Origin of the sequence: Allokutzneria oryzae (assembly GCF_042429765.1) — a bacterium.
GTDB classification, from domain to species: Bacteria; Actinomycetota; Actinomycetes; order Mycobacteriales; family Pseudonocardiaceae; genus Allokutzneria; species Allokutzneria oryzae.
Map to the genome: position 1 here is coordinate 264,085 of NZ_JBHLZU010000018.1, position 19,656 is coordinate 283,740.

The 19,656-nt window shown below is 69.5% G+C and carries 18 protein-coding genes; 6 read left to right on the top strand and 12 right to left on the bottom strand.

Annotation, left to right across the window (positions count from 1 at the left end):
* Positions 1-159 precede the first annotated feature (159 nt).
* On the top strand, positions 160-1,359 hold the full coding sequence (locus tag ACFFQA_RS20405) for an MFS transporter (protein ID WP_377854392.1): 1,200 nt from the start codon (positions 160-162) through the stop codon (positions 1,357-1,359).
* On the opposite strand, the gene ACFFQA_RS20410 is transcribed toward ACFFQA_RS20405, so the two are convergent.
* Genes ACFFQA_RS20410 through ACFFQA_RS20420 form a run of 3 tightly spaced genes read right to left on the bottom strand, consistent with a single transcriptional unit; the run spans position 1,296 to position 5,129 of the window.
* Positions 1,296-2,783, bottom strand: a complete 1,488-nt coding sequence (locus tag ACFFQA_RS20410; protein ID WP_377854395.1) for a gluconokinase — start codon at positions 2,781-2,783, stop codon at positions 1,296-1,298. The genes ACFFQA_RS20405 and ACFFQA_RS20410 overlap by 64 nt on opposite strands.
* Before the next feature lie 19 nt (positions 2,784-2,802).
* Positions 2,803-3,858, bottom strand: coding sequence for an aspartate-semialdehyde dehydrogenase (locus ACFFQA_RS20415; RefSeq protein ID WP_377854398.1), 1,056 nt, complete (start codon positions 3,856-3,858; stop codon positions 2,803-2,805).
* Positions 3,859-3,863: 5 nt separating this feature from the next.
* A complete protein-coding gene (locus ACFFQA_RS20420) occupies positions 3,864-5,129 on the bottom strand; it encodes an aspartate kinase (protein ID WP_377854401.1) in 1,266 nt (421 codons plus the stop codon).
* 391 nt (positions 5,130-5,520) lie between these two features.
* Here ACFFQA_RS20420 and ACFFQA_RS20425 point away from each other — a divergent pair, with 391 nt between their 5' ends.
* Together ACFFQA_RS20425 and ACFFQA_RS20430 are read left to right on the top strand one after the other, a co-directional pair.
* Positions 5,521-6,651 carry a hypothetical protein gene (locus tag ACFFQA_RS20425; protein WP_377854404.1) on the top strand — a complete coding sequence of 377 codons (1,131 nt, stop codon included), beginning with the start codon at positions 5,521-5,523 and terminating at the stop codon, positions 6,649-6,651.
* Positions 6,633-7,271, top strand: coding sequence for a nitroreductase family protein (locus ACFFQA_RS20430; RefSeq protein ID WP_377854407.1), 639 nt, complete (start codon positions 6,633-6,635; stop codon positions 7,269-7,271). Before ACFFQA_RS20425 ends, ACFFQA_RS20430 begins: the two co-directional genes overlap by 19 nt.
* A gap of 196 nt (positions 7,272-7,467) precedes the next feature.
* Here ACFFQA_RS20430 and ACFFQA_RS20435 read toward each other — a convergent pair whose 3' ends face one another.
* The gene (locus ACFFQA_RS20435; protein ID WP_377854410.1) at positions 7,468-7,803 is read right to left on the bottom strand and encodes a hypothetical protein; all 336 of its coding nucleotides are present in this window, start codon (positions 7,801-7,803) and stop codon (positions 7,468-7,470) included.
* A 60-nt stretch (positions 7,804-7,863) separates the two neighbouring features.
* Positions 7,864-8,166 (bottom strand): hypothetical protein, encoded by a 303-nt coding sequence (locus ACFFQA_RS20440; protein ID WP_377854413.1) that lies wholly within the window; start codon positions 8,164-8,166, stop codon positions 7,864-7,866.
* Positions 8,167-8,426: 260 nt separating this feature from the next.
* Between ACFFQA_RS20440 and leuA the strand changes: the two genes are divergently transcribed.
* The 3 genes from leuA to ACFFQA_RS20455 all read left to right on the top strand — a co-directional run bounded on the left by leuA (position 8,427) and on the right by ACFFQA_RS20455 (position 11,923).
* Entirely contained in the window at positions 8,427-10,220 is a 1,794-nt protein-coding gene (leuA, locus tag ACFFQA_RS20445) for a 2-isopropylmalate synthase (RefSeq protein ID WP_377854416.1), read from the top strand.
* Between the two features lie 68 nt (positions 10,221-10,288).
* Positions 10,289-11,257: a DNA topoisomerase IB gene (locus ACFFQA_RS20450; protein WP_377854418.1), complete on the top strand. Its 969-nt coding sequence runs from the start codon at positions 10,289-10,291 to the stop codon at positions 11,255-11,257.
* Between the two features lie 63 nt (positions 11,258-11,320).
* Positions 11,321-11,923 carry a DedA family protein gene (locus ACFFQA_RS20455; RefSeq protein WP_377854421.1) on the top strand — a complete coding sequence of 201 codons (603 nt, stop codon included), beginning with the start codon at positions 11,321-11,323 and terminating at the stop codon, positions 11,921-11,923.
* A gap of 4 nt (positions 11,924-11,927) precedes the next feature.
* Here ACFFQA_RS20455 and ACFFQA_RS20460 read toward each other — a convergent pair whose 3' ends face one another.
* From ACFFQA_RS20460 to ACFFQA_RS20490, 7 genes are all read right to left on the bottom strand, one after another.
* The gene (locus ACFFQA_RS20460) at positions 11,928-12,575 is read right to left on the bottom strand and encodes a class II aldolase/adducin family protein (RefSeq protein WP_377854424.1); all 648 of its coding nucleotides are present in this window, start codon (positions 12,573-12,575) and stop codon (positions 11,928-11,930) included.
* Between the two features lie 79 nt (positions 12,576-12,654).
* On the bottom strand, positions 12,655-13,503 hold the full coding sequence (locus tag ACFFQA_RS20465) for a lysozyme (RefSeq protein ID WP_377854427.1): 849 nt from the start codon (positions 13,501-13,503) through the stop codon (positions 12,655-12,657).
* A 286-nt stretch (positions 13,504-13,789) separates the two neighbouring features.
* Positions 13,790-14,887: an ABC transporter ATP-binding protein gene (locus tag ACFFQA_RS20470; RefSeq protein WP_377854430.1), complete on the bottom strand. Its 1,098-nt coding sequence runs from the start codon at positions 14,885-14,887 to the stop codon at positions 13,790-13,792.
* Positions 14,884-15,864 carry an ABC transporter ATP-binding protein gene (locus ACFFQA_RS20475; RefSeq protein ID WP_377854433.1) on the bottom strand — a complete coding sequence of 327 codons (981 nt, stop codon included), beginning with the start codon at positions 15,862-15,864 and terminating at the stop codon, positions 14,884-14,886. The genes ACFFQA_RS20470 and ACFFQA_RS20475 overlap by 4 nt, the downstream gene beginning before the upstream one ends.
* A 6-nt stretch (positions 15,865-15,870) precedes the next feature.
* Positions 15,871-16,809 carry an ABC transporter permease gene (locus ACFFQA_RS20480; protein ID WP_377854436.1) on the bottom strand — a complete coding sequence of 313 codons (939 nt, stop codon included), beginning with the start codon at positions 16,807-16,809 and terminating at the stop codon, positions 15,871-15,873.
* Positions 16,810-16,822: 13 nt separating this feature from the next.
* A complete protein-coding gene (locus ACFFQA_RS20485) occupies positions 16,823-17,833 on the bottom strand; it encodes an ABC transporter permease (RefSeq protein ID WP_377854439.1) in 1,011 nt (336 codons plus the stop codon).
* A gap of 47 nt (positions 17,834-17,880) precedes the next feature.
* Complete coding sequence (locus tag ACFFQA_RS20490; protein ID WP_377854442.1) at positions 17,881-19,572, bottom strand: ABC transporter substrate-binding protein; 1,692 nt, start codon at positions 19,570-19,572, stop codon at positions 17,881-17,883.
* Positions 19,573-19,656 lie beyond the last annotated feature (84 nt).

Genomic DNA, 19,656 nt, shown 5'->3' on the forward strand with positions numbered 1-19,656 from the left:
AGACCTTCACGCTAGGACCTCGACCTACGTTGAGGTCAAGAGCGCGGGGAACGGCCCTCAGTCCCCCGCCTCTTCTGGAGCCGGTCGCGGTGTCGAAAACTCGACAACCCGCGAAAAAACCTGTTGAGCACCCACGAGGAACAGGAGTCTCATGAGCGGGTGGCCCTCTCCCCGTACCGGCAGGTGTTCGCCCTGCCGGGTGTTCGGCGCCTGCTGCTGATCTCGTTGTTGGCCCGGATCCCCGGCAGCGCCGTCGGCGTCGCGATCACGCTGCACGTGGTGCTGTCCCTGAAAGAGGGTTACGGGGCCGCCGGCCTGGTCACCGCGTTCGCCACCATCGGCATGACGCTGAGCGGGCCGCTGTTCGGCAGGCTGGTCGACCGGCGCGGGCTGCGGCTGATGCTGGTGATCACCACGATCGGCGAGGCCACGTTCTGGTTCATCGCGCCGTCGCTGCCCTACGCGGCGCTGCTCGGCACCGCCCTGCTCGGCGGGTTCATGACCTTGCCGGTTGGCGCGACCTCACGGCAGGCGATGGCCGCGATCGTGCCGCCGGAGCACCGCAAGGCGGCGTTCTCGCTGGACTCGATCTTCGTGGAGACCAGCTACATGCTCGGCCCGGCGCTGGGCGTGCTGCTGGCGACCCAGGTCTCCACCACGGTCACCCTGGTGGCCATCGGCGGTGGCCTCGTGCTCTCCGGGCTCGTGCTCTACCTGGTCAACCCGCCGATCCGCTCCGGGGAGAGCTCCGGCCCGGTGCGCCCGGTCCCGCGCAAGGAGTGGCTGACCAAGGAGCTCGTCGGCGCGCTGGCGATCTCCGCGGGCGCGACCCTGGTGCTCGCGGGCACCGACGTCGCCGTCGTGGCCACCCTCGAGCGCCACGGCCAGGTCTCGTGGACCGGGGTCGTGATCGTCGTGTGGTGCCTGGCCTCGCTGACCGGCGGTTTCGTCTACGGCGGCATGAGCAGGTCGGTCTCACCGTTGGCGCTGATGGGCGTGATGGGGCTGTTGACCATCCCGATCGGCATCGCCACCGACTGGTGGTGGCTGTGCTTGGCGATCCTGCCGGCGGGCGCGCTGTGCGCCCCGGTCATCTCAGCGACCAGCGAGTGGATCAGCAGGCTCGCGCCGGAGGCGGTGCGCGGTGAGGTGATGGGCCTCCAGCAGTCCGCGCTCACCCTCGGCAGCGCGATGGGGGCGCCGATCGTGGGAGCGGTCATGGACGCGACCACGCCCGCCATGGGCTTCGTGACCGCGGGCGCCTTGGCCGCGCTGGTCGCCCTCGTGCTGATGTTTCAGCGCTCGACCCCGGCGACCGCGTCGGTCAGCTCGGCGGAGAGCGTGCGCAGCGCCTCGTAGGCGCGCTCGACCACCGGCCTGGCCGCGGCCGAGCGTGCCGCGTTCGCCGGGTGGGGCCGCACGATGCCGACCGGCTCGACGAGGTCGGCGGCAGCGCGCAGCGAGGAGAGCTCGCCGAGCGCGCGCCAGCCGAGCAGTGCCGCGCCGAGACCCGATCCCTCGCTGTCCTCGGCGAGTTCGAGATCCGTGCCCAGGCAGGCGGAGACCACGTCGGCCCAGACCGGCGACCGGAACGCACCGCCGGTGGCGCGGACGCGGTCGATGGCGGCTCCCGTCGCGGCGACCGCGTCCCGGACCAGGGCCAGCTGCTGGCCGACGCCTTCGACCAGGGCGCGGACGATCTCCGCGCGGCCGTGCTCGCGGCGCAGTCCGATGATCATCGCGCGCGGGTCCGGGTCCCACCACGGTGCGCGCTCGCCGAGCAGGTACGGCAGTGCCAACAGTCCGCGCGCGCCGGGCGGGACGCTCTCCGCCTCGACGAGCAGGTCACCGATGTCGTTGGCGCCAAAGGCTTCCGCCGCCCACTTCGCGACGCTGCCGCCGTTGCTGACCGCGCCGCCGAGCACCCAAAGGCCGTCGCCGATCGCGTAGCAGAACACGCGGCAGTGCTCGTCGATGCCGGGCTCGTCACGGACCACGCGCAGCGCTCCGCTGGTGCCCAGCGACAACGCGGCCATGCCCGGCACGACGGCGCCGACGCCGAGGTTGGCCAGCGGGCCGTCTCCCCCGCCAGCGACAACGGGAAGACCGGTGGGCAGGCCATCGATGTTGGCGGTGAGCGGCAGAACATCGGTGGGCGCCAGCAACTCCGGCAGCTGGTCAGCGGTGATTCCCGCCAGCCGCAACGACTCCGGGTGCCAGTCCAGGGTCCGCATGTTCATCAGGCCGGAGCCGGAGGCGTAGGAGTGCTCGGTCGCGAGGCGACCGGTGAGGTGCAGAAGCACGAAGTCCTTGAGGCTGCACCATTTCGCCGCTCGAACGGTGGACTTCTCCTGGAACCACACGAGCTTGGACAGCGGGGCGAACGGGTGCACGGGAGTGCCGGTGGCGTGGTGCAGAGCGCTTCCGGCGGGACTGGCCTTGATGCGGGCGGCCTGGTCGGCGGCCCGGTTGTCGGCCCAGCTCAACGCGTGCGTGAGCGGAGTGTTGTCGGCGTCGAGGGCCATCAGGGTGTGCATCGCGCCGGTGAGCGCGAGCCCCGCGACCTCCAGCCCCTTCTGCTCACAGTGGACAACGCACTCGGTGAGCGCTTCGAGGGCGGCGGTGAGGACCTGGATCGGGTCGTGCACCGCTTCGCCGGGGTGCTCGCCGAGCATCGGATAACCGCGCTCGGCGAGCACACGCACCTCGGCCGAGGAGTCAGCTGCGACCACCTTCGTGGCCGTGCTGCCCAGGTCGACCCCAAGCACAACCCGTGTCGTCACGGGTCATTCCTACCAGGACTCAGGCGAGGGACTCGGCGATCTCGTAGGTGTTGAGCGCCGCGCCCTTGCGCAGGTTGTCACCGCAGACGAAGAAGTCCAGGGTGTTCGGGAAGTCCAGCGCCTGCCGGATGCGGCCCACATAGGTGGGGTCACCGCCGACCACGTCCGCGGGGGTCGGGAACACCCCGTTGGCCGCGTCGTCGACGAGGCGGATGCTGGGCTGCGCCTCGAAGATCTCCCGCGCCTGCGCGACGGTGACCTCCTCGACGAAGACCGCGTGCACCGCGAGGGAGTGCGTGGTGACAACGGGAACGCGCACGCAGGTGGCGGAGACCTTCAGGTCCGGGATGCCCAGGATCTTGCGGGACTCGTTGCGCACCTTCAGCTCCTCGCTCGACCAGCCGCCGTCGCGCTGCGAGCCCGCCCACGGAACCACGTTGAACGCCAACGGGGCCGGGAACGGGGAGTCCGAAGAGGACAGTCCGGCGGCCTCAAGCGCCTCGCGCACGTCACCGGCGCGGTTGCCGACGCCCTTGCCCGCGACCGCTGCGGCCTCGGCGTAGAGGCGGTCGATGCCTTCCTGCCCCGCACCGGAGGCGGCCTGGTAGGACGCGACGACCAGCTCACGCAGGCCGAAGCGGTGATGCAGCGCGCCGAGCGCCGCCATCATCGACAGCGTCGTGCAGTTGGGGTTGGCGATGATGCCGCGCGGCCGGTTGGCGACCTGGTCGGCGTTCACCTCCGGCACCACCAGTGGCACGTCGTCGTCCATCCGGAACGCGCCGGAGTTGTCCACGGCGACGGCGCCACGCGCGGCGGCGATCGGCGCCCACTCCGCGGAGACCGCGTCCGGCACGTCGAACATGGCCACGTCGACGCCGTCGAAGGCCTCCGCCGACAGCGCGATGACCTCAAGGGACTCGCCGCGAACGGTGATCCGCTTGCCCGCGGAGCGCGGGGAGGCGATCAGCCGGATCTCCCCCCACGGCACGGACTCGCGGCCGTTGATGATGTCGATCATGACCGTGCCGACGGCTCCGGTCGCGCCGACCAGGGCGAGGGTGGGACGCGACATCCCGCTCACCTCCCGGTTCCGGCGTAGACGACGGCTTCCTCGGAGCTGCCCAGGTCGAAGGCCTCGTGCAGCGCGCGCACGGCGTCGTCGAGCTGGGTGTCGCGGCAGACCACCGAGATGCGGATCTCCGAGGTGGAGATGATCTCGATGTTGACCCCGGCCTCGGCGAGGGCCTCGCAGAAGACGGCGGTGACGCCGGGGTGCGAGCGCATGCCCGCGCCGACCAGCGAGACCTTGCCGACGTGCTCGTCGAAGCGGACCTGCTCGAAGCCGATCTCCTCGCGGACCCGCTCCAGCGCCTCGACCGCGACGGGGCCGTCGGTCTTGGGCAGGGTGAAGGTCAGGTCGGTGCGGCCGGTGGCGACCTGGGAGATGTTCTGCACCACCATGTCGATGTTCAGCTCGGCCTCGGCGATCACGCGGAAGATCCTGGCTGCGACGCCGGGGTGGTCCGGGACGCCGGTGACGGTGATCTTGGCTTCGGACCGGTCGTGCGCGACGCCGGTGATCATGGCCTGTTCCACGGGAAGGTCCTCCATGGACCCGGACACGATGGTTCCGGGCTTGTTGTTGAACGACGAGCGGACATGGATGGCGACGTTGTTGCGGCGCCCGTACTCCACACAGCGCAGCATCAGCACCTTCGCGCCGCACGCGGCCATCTCCAGCATCTCCTCGTAGGTGATGCTGTCGAGCTTCTTGGCGTTGGGCACGATGCGCGGGTCGGCGCTGTAGACGCCGTCCACGTCGGTGTAGATCTCGCAGACGTCGGCGCCGAGCGCGGCGGCCAGCGCGACGGCGGTCGTGTCGGTGCCACCCCTGCCGAGGGTGGTGATGTCCTTGGTGTCCTGGCTGACGCCCTGGAACCCGGCGACGATGGTGATCGCGCCCGCGTCCAGCGACTCCTGGATGCGGCTGGGCGTCACGTCGATGATGCGCGCCTTGCCGTGCACGGACGTGGTGATCACGCCGGCCTGCGAGCCGGTGTAGGACCGCGCCTCCGCGCCGAGCGAGTGGATCGCCATGGCCAGCAGGGACATCGAGATCCGCTCACCCGAGGTGAGCAGCATGTCGAGCTCGCGGTCCGGCGGCACCGGGGAGACCTGGCTGGCGAGGTCGAGCAGGTCGTCGGTCGTGTCACCCATGGCCGAGACGGCCACGACCACGTCGTTGCCCGCTTTGCGGGTCTCGACGATCCGTTCGGCCACTCGTTTGATTCGCTCAGCGTTTTCCAGCGATGATCCGCCGTACTTCTGGACGACGAGCGCCACCGAACCTCCTCCGAACGACGGCCCGGCCGTGCCCGCTGTGGCGCGGGCGCGACGGGCCTGGTGCAGGCAAGACCTGGGACCGCGCCATCGCAGTCTGCGGGCCAGCCTACTCACGAGGCGGTACCAGTCCACCAGCTCGTTTTCGCACTTCGGGACGCCACCACCTTGGGTGACGTGCCAACACTCGCGTTCGGAATGGGCATAGCCTCAGCGGCCGTGTGGCAGACCACACGATGACGCGCCGGGGCTGGAGGAGATCCGTTCGCCGGTCCGGACTTCCCGTGGAGGATCTTCGGTGACGCAGGTGACGGCCGGCTCCGGGCCCGTGTCGGAGGTCACCGGGAACTCCTTTCCGCGCCTGTGGCAATTGCCAGCCAAGGCGGGTGCGATCGTGGCGGTACTCACACCCGGCGCGCTCTACCTGGCGGTGCGGCAGTTCGCGGTCCTGGTCCTGGAGTGGATGGCGGGCGCCAACCGCATGAGCGCGGGCTCGGCGCTGCTGTCCTGGGACGGCCAGTGGTACCTCGCGCTGGCCGAACACGGCTACGACGGCGTCGGCCCGGGACTGGTGGACGCCTTCCACCGGCGCAGCGCCGAGACCCCGCTGGCGTTCTTCCCCGGCTACCCCGTGCTCGTGCGCGTGTTGTCGGAGCTGCCGGGCGTCGGACTGGTCTCCGGCGCGCTCGCGGTGAGCGTGGTTGCCGGGGTGGTCTGTTCGTACGGCCTGGTCCGACTCGGCCAGCGAATCAGCGAACAGTTCGGCAACCGGTTCACTGGCCGACGGCTCGGCCTGGTCCTGGTGGTCCTCTTCGCGTCCTCGCCGATGGCGGTCGTGCTGTCGATGGCTTACTCCGAGGCGCTGTTCTGCGCGCTGGCGGTGTGGGCGCTGGTGATGGTCGTGGAGCGGCACTGGCTCTCGGCGGGAGTCCTGTGCGCGCTCGCCGGGCTGGTCCGGCCGTCGGCGGCGGCGGTGGTCGCGGCGGTCGGCGTCGCGGCGGTGATCGCGATCGTGCGCCGCGAAGACGGGTGGCGCCCGTGGGCGGCGGCGGTGATCGCACCGAGCGGACTGGCGGGCTACCTCGCTTGGGTCGCCTCGCGCACCGGCGAGTGGGGCGGCTGGTTCGCCCTGCAGCAACGCGGCTGGGACTCGCGCTTCGACGGTGGTGCGGCGACCCTGCGGTTCAGCGTCAACGCGTTGGTCTCCGGCAGGTCGGTACTCGAAGTGGCGACTGTGGTGCTGCTCGTCGCGGCGATCGTGCTGTTCGCGTTGGGAGTCGCGCAGAAGCTGCCGGTGCCACTGCTGGTCTACGCGGCGGTGCTGATGCTGATGGACTACGCCTCCAACGGGCTGATGAGCTCGAAGTTGCGGCTGCTGTTGCCAGCGTTCGTGTTGCTGGTGCCGATCGCCGTTGGGCTGGCGAAGCGCCGCACTGGCACAGTGGTCGGCGTCCTGGTCGCGGTGGCCTCGCTGAGCGCGTGGTTCGGGGCCTACGCGATCACCTCATGGGCCTATGCGATCTAGCTAGGGAGTTTGTGGTGGCCGAACTGAGTGCGCACCGTCCCGCCGAGACGAGTGCGCCGCTGCACCAGGTGATCGCCGAGCGGTGGAGCCCGCGGGTGCTCGACCCGAAGGCGGAGATCACCGACGGGCAGCTGCGCGCGCTGTTCGAGGCCGCGCGATGGGCGCCGTCCTGGGGCAACAGCCAACCGGCGCGGTACCTGGTCGGCAAGCGCGGCGACCCGACGTTCGAGCGCATCTACGCGACCCTGACCCGCGGCAACAAGAGCTGGGCGGGGTCGGCCGGAGCGCTGGTCCTCGGCATCGCCGTGACGCGGGGCGAGGACGGCGAACCGGTCCCCTACGCCGAGTACGGCCTCGGTCTCGCGACGCAGAACCTGGTGCTGCAAGCGGTGGCGGAAGGCCTTGTGGCGCACCAGATGGCGGGCTTCAGCCCCGATGCCGCCAAGGCGGCCTTCGAACTGCCAGAAGGCATGGAACCGTTGGTGGCCATAGCGATCGGCCACTTCGGCGACGGCGAGGGCGTGGACCCGGGCCTGGTGGAGCGGGACACCAAGCCACGCAGCCGCAAGCCGCTCGACGAGCTGGTCTTCGGCTCGGACTGGGGCACTCCGGCCTTCTAGCGCCTGCCCCGCACGTCCCCCCGTGCACGCGTGGCCGGGTTTTCGCGTTTTGTCACCTAAATGCGCAAAAGAGCGCTCTCGTTTCGCATTAAGGCTACAAAACGCGAAATGAGGGGCACGTGGGTGAGGGTGTCAGGGGGTGGTGCGGTGATGGGGTGGTGGTGCCACTTGCAGGACACGACCTGGTCGCGCCGAGCTAAGCAGTCACCCGGCGGAGGAGCCGGACCACGATCGAGGTGGCCACCAGCCAGAAGATCGCCGCGACGCCGTAGTTCACCAGGACGGCCGTCTCCGGGCGGTCGGCCGGGAACAGGTCGCGGAACCCGAGCGCCAGCGGGTCGGCCCACTCGCGCACGAAGCGGGTGATGCCGTTGTCCTGGTTCGCTCCGCCGACGGTGAGGATCACGTGCACGACGAGCAGCGCGGCGATCAGCGTGCCCGCCCAGCGGATGACCTGGGCGAGCACGCCTGCGGAGCGGACGGCGATCGCCTTGGCGTCCCCGGTCCGGTCACGCTCAGCGTGGTTGGCCATGTCCGGGAGTCTGACACGACCCGACGCGACGGACTACGCACGAGTAACAACGATCGGACATCAGGCGGAGCGGCGGACCAGCCGGACCACGATGTTGGTCACGACCAGCCAGAACAGGATGGCCAGCCCGAAGTTGAGGATCAGGTCCATCGTGCCGTTGCCGGTGACGAAGAGGTTGACGAACCACAGCGCCAGCGCGTTCGCCCAGCTCGCGACGAACTGGACCAGGACGTTGGCCTCGTTGACCGAGGTCAGTGCGAAGATCACGTGGGCGAGGAGGATGAGCGCGATGACCGTGCCGACGGCGCGGACGACCGACGCGACGACGGAGCCACCACTGCGGACGCGGTCCCTGGCAACCATGGACGTCACCCCTTGCTCGACTGCTGCCACTGCTGTCACCCGACCGGGTACCCAACGCGACGGCTCCCCAAGCGCGCTCAGCATGTGGGACACGGGTTTCACCCACCGACCCCCGCGTGGTTACCCTGACCCCGTGGCGCGTGCCCTGCTCCTTCTTCGCCGCGACGGGGTCTGACCAGACCGGCCCCCCGTCGCGGGATACGGCTGCGGCCTTCACCGCGCCGGTCGCCTCTTCCCCGGCACGCAGGAGCCACCCAGCGATGACGATCGACCCCGCCACCTTCTCCGCCTCGGCCAGCAGGCTGAACACGCCCTCCAGGCCCGCCCCGGCCGACCAGCCCGCGTGGAACACCCAGCGCGGCAGCTCGATGCCGTACCACCGGTACCGGCCGTTCGCCGAGCTCGTCGAGCCGGTCTCGCTGGCCGACCGCACCTGGCCGGACAAGATCATCGACCGGGCGCCGCAGTGGTGCGCCGTGGACCTGCGCGACGGCAACCAGGCGCTGATCGACCCGATGTCCCCGGCGCGCAAGCGGCGGATGTTCGACCTGCTGGTGCGCATGGGCTACAAGGAGATCGAGGTCGGCTTCCCCGCGGCCAGCCAGACCGACTACGACTTCGTCCGCGAGATCATCACCGACGACGCGATCCCGTCGGACGTCACCATCCAGGTGCTGACCCAGTGCCGCGCCGAGCTGATCGAGCGCACCTTCCAGGCACTGGAGGGCGCGCAGAACGCGATCGTGCACATCTACAACTCGACCTCGGTGCTGCAGCGCCGCGTGGTGTTCAACTCCGAGCGCGCGGGCATCAAGAAGATCGCGACCGACGCCGCGCACCTGGTGCAGGACCTGGCGGGCAAGCACCCGGAGACCAACTTCCGCTTCCAGTACTCCCCGGAGTCCTACACCGGCACCGAGCTGAGCTACGCCGTCGAGGTCTGCAACGCCGTCACCGAGATCTGGCAGCCGACCCCGCAGCGCCCGGCGATCATCAACCTGCCCGCCACGGTCGAGATGGCCACGCCCAACGTCTACGCGGACTCCATCGAGTGGATGCACCGCAACCTGGAGCGCCGCGACGCGGTGGTGCTCAGCCTGCACCCGCACAACGACCGCGGCACCGGCGTCGCGGCGGCCGAGCTGGGCTACCAGGCCGGGGCGGACCGCATCGAGGGCTGCCTGTTCGGCAACGGCGAGCGCACCGGCAACGTCTGCCTGGTCACGCTGGCGATGAACCTGTTCAGCCAGGGCATCGACCCGCAGGTCGACCTCTCCGACATCGACGAGATCCGCCGCACGGTCGAGTACTGCAACCAGCTGGCCGTCCCGGAGCGCCACCCCTACGGCGGCGACCTGGTCTACACGGCGTTCTCCGGCAGCCACCAGGACGCGATCAAGAAGGGCTTCGAGGCCCTGGAGCGCGAGGCCAAGGCCGCGGGCGAGCACGTTGACGACTTCCCGTGGGAGGTCCCGTACCTGCCGATCGACCCCAAGGACGTCGGCCGCAGCTACGAGGCCGTGATCCGGGTGAACTCGCAGTCCGGCAAGGGCGGCGTCGCCTACGTGATGAAGGCCGAGCACCAGCTCGACCTGCCGCGCCGCCTGCAGATCGAGTTCTCCAAGCTGGTCCAGGAGGTCACCGACAACGAGGGCGGCGAGATCGACCCCAAGGGCATCTGGGACGTCTTCGCCACCGAGTACCTGGACCGGGTCAGCCCGGTCCGGCTCGTCCGGCACCGCCTCTCCGACGACGGTCACGGCCACGACGAGATCGAGGCCGTCGTGCGCGTCGAGGACGAGGGCCACGAGGTGACCGGCCGCGGCAACGGCCCGATCGCGGCGTTCGTGGACGCGCTGGCCACAGTGGGCTACGACGTGCGAGTGCTGGACTACGCCGAGCACGCCATGTCGGCTGGTGACGACGCCCGCGCCGCCGCCTACGTCGAGACCACCGTCGGCGACCGCGTCCTGTGGGGCGTCGGCGTGGACGGCTCGATCGTCACCGCCTCCCTGCGCGCGGTCCTCTCCGCCGTCAACCGCGCCTACCGCTGAGCCCCTTACCGGCCATTCGCGGGCTTTAGGACGTGTTCGGAGCTCTGAACAGGTCCATAAGCCCGCGAATGGCCGAAGGGGGTGGCGGGTACTGGTCGTGGGTGCGGCTGCGGCGGATCAAGGCGCTGGTGATCCCGCCGGCGTGGCGGGACGTGTGGATCTGTGCCGCGCCGAACGGGCACATCCAGGCCGTCGGGGTCGACGAGGCCGGGCGCAGGCAGTACCTCTACCACCCCGTCTGGACCGAGCGGCGGAACTCCGAGAAGTTCGACCGCGTGCTCAGGCTCGGCGCGCGCATGCCCAGGGTGCGCGACAAGGTCGCCGAGCTGCTCGCCGGACGGGGGTTGAGCAGGGACCGGGTGCTCGCGGCCGCCGTGCGGATGGCGGAGCTCGGCGCGTTCCGATCGGGCGGGCACAGCTACGCCAGGGACAACGGCAGCTTCGGACTGGCCACGCTGCTGCGGGAGCACATCGCGCTTCGGGGCGGCCGCGTCCGTGTGAGCTATGTCGCCAAGGGCGGTCTCGACCGCGAGGTGGTCATCGAGGACGACCAGGTCCGCGAGGTTGTTCGCGCACTGGTGCGGCGACATGACCCGAATCCAGAACTTTTGTCCTATTGGGACAGTCGAAGCTGGCACAACGTGCGCTCCGAGGAAATGAACCACTTCTTCAGGGAGATCAGCGGGGGTCCATTCACGATCAAAGATCTCAGAACCTGGAATGCGACAGTTCTGGCGGCGATCGCGCTGGCAGCGGCGCCGCGGCCGGAGTCGAAGCGGGGTCGGCAACGGGCTGTGACAGCCGCGGTGCGGGAAGTGGCCGAGGAGCTGGGAAACACTCCGGCGGTGTGTCGAAAATCCTATGTGGACCCGTATGTCATCGATGCGTTCGAGCACGGAATCACGATGGGCAGTAGAGTGCGCCGAGTCGGTCCGACGGCTCTCGCCCGGGCCGGCACGAGCAACAGAGTGGACCGCGCGGTGTTGTCCCTGCTGCGCCGGGCTCGCACGGAGCTGGCCCCACCGAGCAAGAGCTGATGACTTGCTGAAGATGCCCGCGAGGCAGGTGCCCCGCGGCCGAGGTAAGGCGTTACTGGACTCGTGACCTTCGCCCAGGCACCCGAGCTGGCGCTGCTGCTGATGTTCGTCGTCGCGGCCGTGCCGCTGCTGCCGACCGAGGCCGCCGTCATCGGATGCGCGGTGCTCGCCGCGAACGGTCAGGTGCAGCTGATCACGGTCATCCTGGTCGCGACGGCGGGCTGCCTGGCATCGGACCTGTTCAACTACACCATCGGCAGCCGGGTCGGGATGCGTGCCGTCGAGCGCTTCGAGGACAAGCCGCGCACCGCCGCCGCCCTCGCCTGGCTGCGCGCGCAGCTGGACGACCGCGGCGAGCCGATGATGGTCGCCGGGCGGTTCATCCCCGGTGGCGGCATCGTCGGCGCCGTGCTCGCGGGCGCGTTCCGGATGGGCATGCCGAGGTTCCTCCCGGTGGCCACGATCGGCTCCGCCCTGTGGTCCACCTACGCCACCCTGATCGGCTACACCGGCGGCCAGCTGATCTCCGAGCCGTTCGTCGCGATCGCCCTGTCGATCGGGATGACCGTGCTGGTCAGCCTGCCGATCGGCTACGCGGTGAAGCGGGCGCAGGCCAAGGCCGCCGAGTCCCTGGCCGAGCAGCGCGAACGCGCCGCGAACTACTGAGCCGCTACTTCCGGGGCGCCTTCTGGCCGTAGGTCGCCAGGCGCCCGACCGCCTCGGCCATCCGCTCCTCCCCCAGCAGCCGCGGGGGCAGCCCGGCCGACTGGACGCGCAGCGCGACCTCACAGATCCATTCCAGGTACTTCGCCCGCTCGTAGGTCTCCTCCAGCGTGGTCCCGAGGACGACCGCGCCGTGGTTGGCGAGCAGGCAGGCCGAACGGTCGGTCATCGCCCGGCACATGTTCTCGGCCAGCTCAGGGCTGCCGTAGAGCGCATACGGCGCCACGCGCACGCTCCCGCCGAACAGGCCCAGGTAGTAGTGCACCGGTGGGATCTCGTCCACCAGGCAGGACAACGCGGTCGCCGCGACGGAGTGCGTGTGCACGACGGCGCCGGGCATGGACTGGAGGTAAGCCGCGGAGTGCATGGGCAGCTCACTGGTCGGCTTGAGGGGCGAGTCGACGGGTGTCCCGCTCAGGTCGCACACGGACACGAGCTCGGGCGTCAGCGCGTCGTAGGCCAGCCCGCTCGGCGTGATCGCGATCAGCTCGTCCTTGCGCACGCTGATGTTGCCCGCGGTACCCACCACGAGTCCTTCGGCGGACATGAGGCGGCAGATGCGGACGACGGCTTCGCGTTCTTCTCTGAGCAACACGAGCCCAGTATGCGAAACGGCCGCCGACACGGGTGTCGGCGGCCGCTCTCATCGCACATCACATGTCACAGGGAACCGATCAGCCCCTGGCCAGCGCCTGCAGACGGTCGTAGGCGCCGTTGAAGGAGTTCTGGTCGATCGGGGACTCGGAGTACTGCCAGATGGTGTAGAAGCCCCACGCGTGCGGCAGGGGGCCGACGCTGGCGGCGTAACGGGCGACCCACAGCGGGTTGGTCTTGCTGAAGTCGCCACGGTTGCCGGTGCACTGCGACCACCAGCTGGTGCTGGTGTAGATCGTCGGGTAGCGACCGGTGCGGCTGCGGTAGGTGTCGGAGAAGTCCTTGATCCAACTGACCATCGCGGCCTGGCTCAGGCCGTAGCAGGTCGCGCCGTACGGGTTGTACTCGATGTCCAGCGCACCGGGCAGCGTCTTGCCGTCGCCCGACCAGCCACCGCCGTTGTTGACGAAGTAGTTGGCCTGGGCGGCGCCGCTGGAGCGGTTCGGCAGCGCGAAGTGGTACGAGCCCCGGATCATGCCCACGTTGAAGGAGCCGTTGTACTGCTGGGCGAAGTACGGGTTCTTGTAGCCGGTGCCCTCGGTGGCCTTGACGTAGGCGAACCGCTTGCCCTGGTTCCAGTAGGCCTGCCAGTTCACGTTGCCCTGGTGGCCACTGACGTCGATGCCCGGCACCGAGGCCACGGCGCTCGCGTCGACCGGAGCCAGGTCGGTGATGCTGCGGGCGCGCTCGGCGGAGACGCCCTCGTGCTTGGCGATCTGCGACCCCATCGCGGTGTCGCCGATCGGTGCGTTCAGCCCGCCCACCAGCGGGTCGGCCCCGGCCGGGGCCAGCGTGCTCATGCCAAGCGCCGCGACGAGGGCGGTGATGGCGACGGCGGCGGAACGTGCAGTCCGAACGGTGATAGACATGCTCGGCCCTCTTTCTCAGTCCGTGTGCAGGGAGTGGATGGGGCAGGCCATCCACCGGACTCACCCGGTCGACACGTGTTTGCGCACACACCGACCGGGCTGCGTCTGATGTTCACAAAGCGGACTAAAAAAGCGCTGACCTCTGATGGGAGTCGCGCGGGTTTCCACTGTTCGGCGTCACCGTTTCGCCCCGTCGAGGGGCGCACCTCCCCAGAGACCTCACGCGGAGCAGCCGGGAGAACGCAGGAGGGGCGCCCGGTCGGACGCCCCTCCTCGGACGCAGCGGCTAGATCACCTCGGTGACCGAGGCTGGGCCGGCCGCGCTGAGATCCGGGGAGATCGCGTCGGTGACCTCGACCAGCTCCGGCTCCACCGAGTGCGGCTGGATCTTGCCGTCGCGGATGTCCTCGGCCCAGTGGCAGGCCACCCGGTGCCCCGGCGCCAGTTCGCGCAGGACGGGCCGCTCGGTGTCGCACTTGCCCGGCTGCCGCCACGGGCAGCGGGTGTGGAACCGGCAGCCGGCGGGCGGCGCGGCGGGCGAGGGCAGGTCGCCGGTGAGCAGGATCCGCTCGCGGCGGTCCTCCAGCTCCGGGTCGGGCACCGGCACCGCGGACAGCAGCGCCCGGGTGTAGGGGTGCAGCGGCTGGGCGTAGAGGGTGTCGGAGGTGGCCTCCTCGACCAGGCCGCCCAGGTACATCACGCCGACCCGGTCGGAGATGTGCCGCACCACCGCCAGGTCGTGCGCGATCACCAGGTAGGTGAGGCCGAACTCGACCTGGAGGTCCTCCAGCAGGTTCACCACCTGGGCCTGCACCGACACGTCGAGCGCGGAGACCGGCTCGTCGGCCACGATCAGGTCCGGGTTGACCGACAGCGATCTGGCGATGCCGATGCGCTGCCGCTGACCGCCGGAGAACTCGTGCGGGTACTTGCGCAGCGAGGTCGACGGCAGGCCGACGGCGGAGAGCAGCTCGCGCAGCCGCTTGGCGGTGGCCGCCTTGTCCTTGTCGAGGTCGTGCGCGCGCAGGCCCTCGACGAGGATGGACTCCACCGACTGGCGCGGGTCCAAGGAGGACAGCGGGTCCTGGAACACCATCTGCATGCGGCGCCGCATCTTCCGCAGCGGCTCGCCCTTCATGGTGGACAGGTCGGTGCCGTCGAAGACGACCTTGCCGCCGGTGGGCTCGGTCAGCCGCAGCATCGCCCTGCCCAGGGTGGACTTGCCGCAGCCGGACTCGCCGACCAGGCCGTAGGTCTCACCCTTGCGGATCTCCAGGTCGACCCCGTCCACCGCGTAGACGTAGCCGACGGTGCGATCGAGCACGATGCCGCGCTTGATCGGGAAGTGCACCTTCAGGTCCTGGACGCTGACCAACGTGCTCATGCGGGCACCTCCTGCTCAACCGGGTTGTGGCAGCGCAGCAGGCGGCCGTCGTCGGCCTCCATCGCCGGGGTCCGCTCCACGCAGGTGTCCAGCGCGTTCGGACAGCGCGGCGCGAACGCGCACCCACCGGTCCACGGGATGTTGTCCGCGACGGAGCCCTTGATCGGCCGCAGCCGCTCACCGCGCGGCGCGTCCAGCCGGGGAATCGACTCCAGCAGGCCGTGGGTGTACGGGTGCCGTGGCCGCTTGAACAGCTCGTGCCGCTGCGCCCGCTCCACGACGCGCCCGCCGTAGAGCACGTTCACCTCGTCGCACAGGCCCGCGACCACCCCGAGGTCGTGGGTGATCATGACCAGCGCGGTCTCGGTGTCCTTCACCAGCTCCGCCAGCAGCGACAGGATCTGGGCCTGGATGGTCACGTCGAGCGCGGTGGTGGGCTCGTCGGCGATGAGCAGCCTCGGCTTGCACGCCAGCGCCATCGCGATCAGCGCGCGCTGGCGCATGCCGCCGGAGAGCTGGTGCGGGTACTCGTCCAGCCGCCGCTTCGGGTCCGGGATTCCCACCTTGTCCAGCAGGTCGGCGGCGTGCGGCTGGGCGGCCTTGCGGCTCATCCCCCGGTGCCGCTCCAGCACCTCGGTGACCTGGAGCCCGATCGGGATGACCGGGTTCAGCGAGGACAACGGGTCCTGGAAGACCATGCCGAGGTCGCGACCGCGGCGGTCGCGCATCTGCTTGTCCGACAAGGACAACAGCTCGGTGCCCTCGAAGCGCACGGAGCCGGAGATCTTCGGGCCGCGCCGGGGCAGCAGACCCATGATCGCCAGTGAGGTGACCGACTTGCCGCAGCCGGACTCACCGACCAGCCCGACCGTCTGGCCGGGCTCCACGTCGAAGCTCACGCCGTCCACCGCGGTGAAGGGCTGTTCGCCCTTGCGCTGGAACACGACGCTGAGATCGCGAACCTCAAGCAGTGCCAAGGGAAATCACCGCCGGTTCTTCGGGTCGAGTGCCTCGCGCAGCGCCTCGCCCATGAGGGTGAAGCCGAGCGCGACCACGATGATGCAGCCCGCGGGCCAGAACGCCAGGTTGGGGTGGCTGTCGAAGACCTGCTGCGAGGTGCCCAGCATCTGGCCCCACTCCGGAATGGAGTCGTCGGGGTTGCCGAGGCCGAGGAAGGACAGCGCGGCGGCGTCGATGATGGCCACCGCGAGCACCAGGGTCGACTGCACGATCACCGGGCCGAGCGAGTTCGGCAGCATGTGCCGGAACACGATCGCCCCCGGCTTGACACCGAGCGAGCGCGCGGCCAGCACGTGGTCGCTGTGCCGTTGCGCCAGCATCGATCCGCGCAGCAGCCGGGCGAAGATCGGCACCTGGACGATGGCCACCGCCACGATGACCGTGTAGATGTTCGGCGGCGAGAACAGCACCCCGACCGAGACCGCCAGCAGCAGGCTCGGGATGGAGAGCATGACGTCGACCGCGCGCATCACCAGCGAGTCGACCCAGCCGCCGAGCGCGCCGGCGAGCGTGCCGAGCACCATGCCGCCGATCAGGCCGAGGAACGTGGCCAGCACGCCGACCATCAGCGTCTGCTGGGAGCCGATCAGCAAGCGGGACAACAGGTCCCGCCCCTGGAGATCGCCGCCGAGCGGATGCCCCGCCTGGGCGGGCGGGATCTCGTTGCGCGCCTTGATGACCTGGTCGGCCAGCATGCGGGCGCTCGGGTCGTGCGGCGCCAGCAACGGCGAGAGCAGCGCGACGAGCACGAACGCCGCCACGATCCCCGCACCCAGCAGGAAGACCGGGTTGCGGCGGAGCCTGCGCCACGCGCTGGCGGCCAGGCTGACACCGCTGTCGTCGGCCTTGGCTCCTGAGGTGGAGGCGAGCGCGTCGAGGCGCTCCTTACGAGTTGTGGTCACTGCTTTCCTCCCCTCACCTGGTCCGGATGCGCGGATCGATCAACGCGTAGGACAGGTCGACCAACAGGTTGATCACCACGTACACCAGCGCGGCCATCAGGATCACCATCTGGAGCACGGCGTAGTCCCGGCGCTCGAAGCTGATCGCCAGCGCCTCGCCGAGCCCCGGGTAGGCGAAGACCTTCTCGGTCAGCACCGCCCCCGCGAGCAGGGCGCCGGTCTGCAGGCCGATCGTGGTGACCACCGGCAGCATCGCGTTGCGCACGACGTGCCTGGTCCGGATGGTCTGGAGGGTGAGGCCCTTGGACTCCGCGGTCCGCACGTAGTCCTCGTCCAGCACGTCCAGCACCGCGGCGCGGGTGATCCGGAAGATCACCGCGAACGGGATGGTCGCGAGCGCGACGCCGGGCAGGATGAGGTGCACGAAGGCGTCCCACGCGGCGTCCCACTCCTGCGTCAGGATGCCGTCGAGCACGAAGAACCCGGTGACCCGCGTTGCCTCCAGCGCGTCGGACTGGCGCCCGTAGGAGGGAAGCCACTGGAGGTTCACCGCGAAGACGTACTTCAGCAGGAACGCGAGGAAGAAGACGGGCACGGCGACGCCGACCAGCGAGCCGACGACACCGGCGTTGTCCAGCCAGCCACCGCGGCGCTTGGCCGCGAGGTAGCCGAGCGGGATGCCGAACGCCACCGCGATGATGATCGCGAAGATGCTCAGCTCCAACGTGGCAGGGAAGCGCTCCAGGAAGATGTCCATGGCTGGCGTCCCCGGCTGCACCCCCGTCGATGTCCCGAAGTCGCCGGAGAGGGCACGACCGATGAACTTGAAGTACTGCGTGATGATCGGCTGGTCGAGGCCGAGCTCGGCGGTGAGTCGCGCGCGCGACTCCTCGGTGCCGCGCTCACCCAGGAGGGCCGTTACCGGCCCTCCTGGGAGCGAGCGCAGCCACGCGAAGAGCAGCAGTGACAACACCGCGACGACCCCGACAAGCTGGATCAGCCGCCGCACGGTGAAGCGGAGCACTGGCTATCCCGTTGTTCTCGTGGTGGGAGCGAGTTCGGTACCGCTCGTCAGCCCTTGCTGACGGGACCGAACTCCTCTGCGGTCAGCGGGCTGGGAACCAGGCCCTTGATGTCCTTCTTCAGCACCAGCGCCGGCGGCGAGTGCGACAGCGGGACACCCGGCAGGTACTCCTCCATGATCTGCTTGTTCAGCCCCTTGTAGAGCTGGTCGCGGGCGGCCTTGTTCGGCTCGGCGTCGGCCTTCTTCAGGTCGGCGGCGAGCTTGGTGCCCCACGCGGAGCCCGCGGTGTAGAAGCGGTTCTCCGGGTTGCCGAAGAAGGTGCCGACGAAGTTGTCCACGGTGTTGTAGTCACCGGTCCAGCCGAGCAGGAACAGGTCGGCCTTGCCCTGGTCAACGTCGGTCAGGTAGCCGCCGTTCCACGGCTTGGTGGTGACGTTGACCTTGATGCCCGCGGCCTGGAGGTCGGCCGAGATCGCGCCGAAGATGTCCTTCGGGTTGGGCATGTACGGCCGGGTGACCTCGCTGGGCCAGTAGAAGTTGACCGTCAGGTCGGACGCGCCCGCCTCGGCGAGCAGCTGCTTCGCCTTCGCGGTGCTGTACTCGATCTTCTTGACGTCGGGGTTGTAGCCGTCGACGGTGTCCGGGATGAACTGGGTGGCCACGCTCGCGCCCTCGGGCAGCTGCGACTTGACCAGCTGCTCGCGGTTGATCGCGTGCGCGATGGCCTGCCGGACCTTGATGTCCTTGAGCTTGGCGTTGTTCTTCTGGGTGAAGCCCAGGTACATGATGTTGAACGCCGGGCGGATCGCCACGTTGAAGCCCTGGTTCTTCAGCTGCGCCCAGTCCGCGGGGGCCGGGTAGTCGTAGCCGTCGATGTCCCCGGTCTGCAGCGCCTGCTTGCGCGCGGTCTCGTCGGGGATGATCTTGAAGATCAGCTTGTCCAGCTTGGCCTTGTCACCGCGGTAGCCGTCGAAGCGGGCCAGCTCGACCGAGTTGTTCGCGGTGTCGTAGTTGACGAACTTGAACGGCCCGGTGCCGGTCGGGTTCTTCAGCGCGTAGTCGTTGAACTTGAAGCTGTCGCCCTGGGCCTCGACGTCGTCGGCCTTGAACTTCTGCATCGCGGTCGGGCTCTGCATCGAGAACGACGGCAGGCCGAGCACGTCGGGGAACTTCGACGTGGTCGCGGTCAGCTCGACGACGGCGGTCTTGGGGTCCTTGGCGGTGCAGGACTTGTACAGCGAGGGCTTGGCGCCGTCGGAGAACCCGCCGAAGTTGTCCACCCAGTACTGCGAGACGGCGTCGCTCTGCCCCGCGCCCTTCTGGTTGTACCAGCGGTTGAAGTTGAAGCAGACCGCCTCGGCGTTGAAGTCGGTGTTGTCGTGGAACTTCACGCCCTCCCGCAGCGTGAAGGTCCAGGTCTTGCCGTCCGGACTCGATGCCCACTTCTCGGCGAGCTCTGGCGTGGCCTTGGCGGTGCCCGGCTCGAAGCCGACCAGACCCTCGAAGATCTGCCGGGAGATGCGGAAGGTGGCGCCGTCGGTGGCGTAGAACGGGTCGAACAGCTTCGGCGCACCCTCAGCGCCGAAGGTCATGGTCCCGCCGACCTTGCCCTGTCCCGCGGTGTCGTTGCCGCGCTGAGACTGGGCACACGCCGCCAGAGACAGCACGGTGGCGCCGGCGACGCCGACCACCGCCAACCTGCGCATGGGGGATCTGAGCGCAGTGAAATTCTTGGGCATCGCGCACACCTCATGGTCCGATGTCACTGTGTGTGGTGGCCGACACTAACCCCTTACGGCTCTGTTGCCGAGTGTCTGAGGTCA

What these genes read in the sequence shown, in the direction of transcription:
- ACFFQA_RS20430 (WP_377854407.1), top strand. Translation starts at nt 6,633, where the DNA reads ATGGGCCTATGCGATCTAGCTAGGGAGTTTGTGGTGGCCGAACTGAGT.
- ACFFQA_RS20450 (WP_377854418.1), top strand. Translation starts at nt 10,289, where the DNA reads ATGGCCGAAGGGGGTGGCGGGTACTGGTCGTGGGTGCGGCTGCGGCGG.
- ACFFQA_RS20435 (WP_377854410.1), bottom strand. Translation starts at nt 7,803, where the DNA reads ATGGCCAACCACGCTGAGCGTGACCGGACCGGGGACGCCAAGGCGATC.
- ACFFQA_RS20415 (WP_377854398.1), bottom strand. Translation starts at nt 3,858, where the DNA reads ATGTCGCGTCCCACCCTCGCCCTGGTCGGCGCGACCGGAGCCGTCGGC.
- ACFFQA_RS20470 (WP_377854430.1), bottom strand. Translation starts at nt 14,887, where the DNA reads ATGAGCACGTTGGTCAGCGTCCAGGACCTGAAGGTGCACTTCCCGATC.
- ACFFQA_RS20465 (WP_377854427.1), bottom strand. Translation starts at nt 13,503, where the DNA reads ATGTCTATCACCGTTCGGACTGCACGTTCCGCCGCCGTCGCCATCACC.
- leuA (WP_377854416.1), top strand. Translation starts at nt 8,427, where the DNA reads ATGACGATCGACCCCGCCACCTTCTCCGCCTCGGCCAGCAGGCTGAAC.
- ACFFQA_RS20440 (WP_377854413.1), bottom strand. Translation starts at nt 8,166, where the DNA reads ATGGTTGCCAGGGACCGCGTCCGCAGTGGTGGCTCCGTCGTCGCGTCG.
- ACFFQA_RS20490 (WP_377854442.1), bottom strand. Translation starts at nt 19,572, where the DNA reads ATGCCCAAGAATTTCACTGCGCTCAGATCCCCCATGCGCAGGTTGGCG.